This window comes from Streptomyces shenzhenensis (genome assembly GCF_021462265.1).
Lineage (GTDB): Bacteria > Actinomycetota > Actinomycetes > Streptomycetales > Streptomycetaceae > Streptomyces > Streptomyces shenzhenensis.
The window spans coordinates 1-2,821 of record NZ_JAJONF010000124.1; the positions used below are offsets into that span (position 1 = coordinate 1).

Below are 2,821 nucleotides of genomic sequence, written 5' to 3' on the forward strand. Positions count from 1 at the left end.
GGCTCTGGCGGTGATCACGTGATGGGTCAGGGTGTCAGGAGTATTCGGAGTCTGAGGAGGTCGAAGTTGGCTCTCCCGTAGCACTGGCGTTTGAGGGCCTTGGCTCGTGTGACTGCTCCCTCCACGGCGCCTGAGTTGTGTTCCAGGCTCAGGCCGTTGGTGACTGCGGCCAGGTCGCGGCGTAGTCCGGTGGCGAAGGTGTGGAGTGCGGGCAGGTCGTCAGCCTCGACGCGCTCGATCCAGTCGGTGATTTCGGTGCCGCGTCTGCCGGTCATGATGGCGGCGAAGGAGCGCGCGTGGCCGTCCAGGCGGTGCAGATGCTCGCACCGTGTGAGGAGGCCTTTGATCTCCAGGGTCTCGTCGTGATCCAGGTGGTCGGGGTGGCTGAGGATCCAGCGGCTGATCTTCCGGGGCTTGGGAATCATCGGGCCTGACGGGGCCGCCCGCCTTCGGACCGGATCGGGACGGCTGCGACTGGTTCCGGGTATTCGGAATGCGCGCAGGTAGCGGCGCACGATCTGCACGCTGCCGGTGAACCCCAGCGGCCTGATCCGCTCGGTGATCACCGCGGCATCGGTGACGCCGGCGTTCCACAACGCGTGGACCTGCTCGCGGTAGCTGTCGAGCTTCGTCACGCGGTTCTCGCACTTCACCAGCAGTTCCGCCAGCGTGGTGGCGTCGGCGAACCGGCGGACGGTCTGCTGGTCCAGGTTCAGCTCACGGCCTACTGCCGCCCGTGACATGCCAGCCGCCAAGCGGCTCTGCACCGCCTCGAAGCACTCGCGGGTGCGGATAGCCAGTCGCCGCTCCGGGCGCGGTGGCAGCGCGGGCTCCGGCGCGAGGACCGCCGCCGGCACGGGTTCCGGGGTCGGCTCCGGTTCCGGTGTGGCCCGCTCGGCCTGGACGCGGAGGCAGTGGTAGTGGGAGTTCACGGTCTTCCCGACCGCTTCGCACAGGTTCTGCCATAAATGAAAGCGGTCTGCCACCTGGATGGCGTCCGGCGCGCCGGTGCGGGCACCCTCGGCATACGCACCTCCGCGATCACGGCATACGACCTCGACGCCCGGGTGCTCGACCAGCCAGGCAGCCAGCGTGGCGGCCTCTCGATCCGGCAGGACGTCGATCGGCCGGTGCGTGGCCATATCGATCAGGATGGTGTTGTAGGTGTGACGGCGGCGAATCGCGAAGTCGTCGACCCCTAGTACCTTCACCGCCGGGACCTCGGGTGCTGGCAGCGCGCGGATCATCTTGATGAGCAGGTCGCGGCCGCACGGCATGCCCAGCGTCGTGGCCAGTCGTGCGCCGGCCCGGCCGGCCAGCGCGAGCGCAATGGCTACCAGGGCCTCGGTCAGCACCGGGGTCCGCCGCGCGAACGGCGTTGTCAGGTGCGGGATTTGCTCGCTGAACGTTGACAGCGCGCACGCAGGATTGTCGCACTTGAAGCGGCGCACCGTCACCACTACCCTCGTCCTGCGCCCCGCCGACGGCGCATCCGCCAGCATCCGCTGGTAGCGCGCGTGAACCCGGGACGACTGCGCCCCGCACCCCGAACATCCCGCGACCTGCGCGGACGACCGCACAAAGAGCGTCACCGACAACCCATCGGACTCGACCCGGTCGACACTGACAGCTCTCAGATGGGGCAACAACAGGTCAATACTCGAAGATAGGCACGCAGGTCATCCTCTCGGGCTCCACGGAGCCGATCGCGCCAGGGCGCGCTGAACAGCCAACTTCACGTGATCATCACCAGAGCCCGGAATTCCGTGAACACTGACATCAACTCCGTACCTGTCGCGTTTTCCGGGACAGGTACCGCAACCCCTGCTTCATGTAGACGCGGGGGTTCGTATCCAGGTGCCGCGCCCACTCCGGCGGCTGCTGTTCGCCGCGCGCGGCGGCGTAGACCGCCAGCGCGTACCCGTAGATCTCCTCGCTCAGGTAACCCAGCTGGGACCGCGACCACCCGCTGCTGTCCCGCGTGAAGTCGAACGACGCATTGGCACTGAAGATCCCCAGCCCGAAGTGGACCGTCAGCAGGTCCGTCAGCTGCTCGTGGTCGGGCCGCTGGGCGGTGGTGATCCGCCCCTCGTCCAGCAGCAGCACGTGCCCCAGCTCGTGCGCGATGGTCGCCACCAGCGCCATCGGCTGCCGGGTCAGGTGCTGACTGATCGCCACCACCGGACGTCCGCCCTCGCGCCGGTAGTGCCCGACGGCTCCGCCGCTGCGGTACTGCAGGCCCAACTTCAACCAGGTCTGCCGCTCGGTGTCGTCGTACGGCTCCACCTCTACCAGCAGCCGTCCGTAGTCCACCCGCATCCGCTTGCACACCCGCTGCACGGTACGCCGGATGTCCTCGTCCGACCCGGCGTAGGCCCCGGGGAAGAACTCGGCCGTCGGCTCCACCATCCGCTCCGCCCGCACCTCCGGCTCGAACTGGTCAGCCAGCCAGGCCATGTTGTCCTCGACCCACGCCTCCTCGGCCGTTCCCACCGGACACCGCACCGATCCCAGCCACCTCATGGCCTCCCCCTCACCCTGATGTTCCGACCCCCATAATCCTCTTCACACCCACCCCTGACTTCCCCCATGGGCGCGAGACCGACGGCGAGCCGGTCGGGTCCCAGCCCCGCGCCCACACGGCTGCCGCCTCGGCCCGCGGCGACCACCTGCCCCCGCTCCGACCAGGCCGCGGTCACCGACGGCTGAGCCTGGAAGGCCCTCAAACGCCAGTGCTACGGGAGAGCCAACTGCGACCTCCTCAGACTCCGAATACTTCTGACACCCTGACCCATCACGTGATCATCGCCAGAGCCGAATT

The 2,821-nt window shown here is 68.2% G+C and carries 2 protein-coding genes; both read right to left on the bottom strand.

All coding sequences use genetic code 11. The features are described from left to right. Positions 1-26: 26 nt before the first annotated feature. Complete coding sequence (locus LQ326_RS46940; protein ID WP_308402179.1) at positions 27-1,592, bottom strand: ISL3 family transposase; 1,566 nt, start codon at positions 1,590-1,592, stop codon at positions 27-29. 187 nt (positions 1,593-1,779) lie between these two features. Then, positions 1,780-2,523, bottom strand: a complete 744-nt coding sequence (locus LQ326_RS46945) for a hypothetical protein (protein WP_234545335.1) — start codon at positions 2,521-2,523, stop codon at positions 1,780-1,782. Positions 2,524-2,821 lie beyond the last annotated feature (298 nt).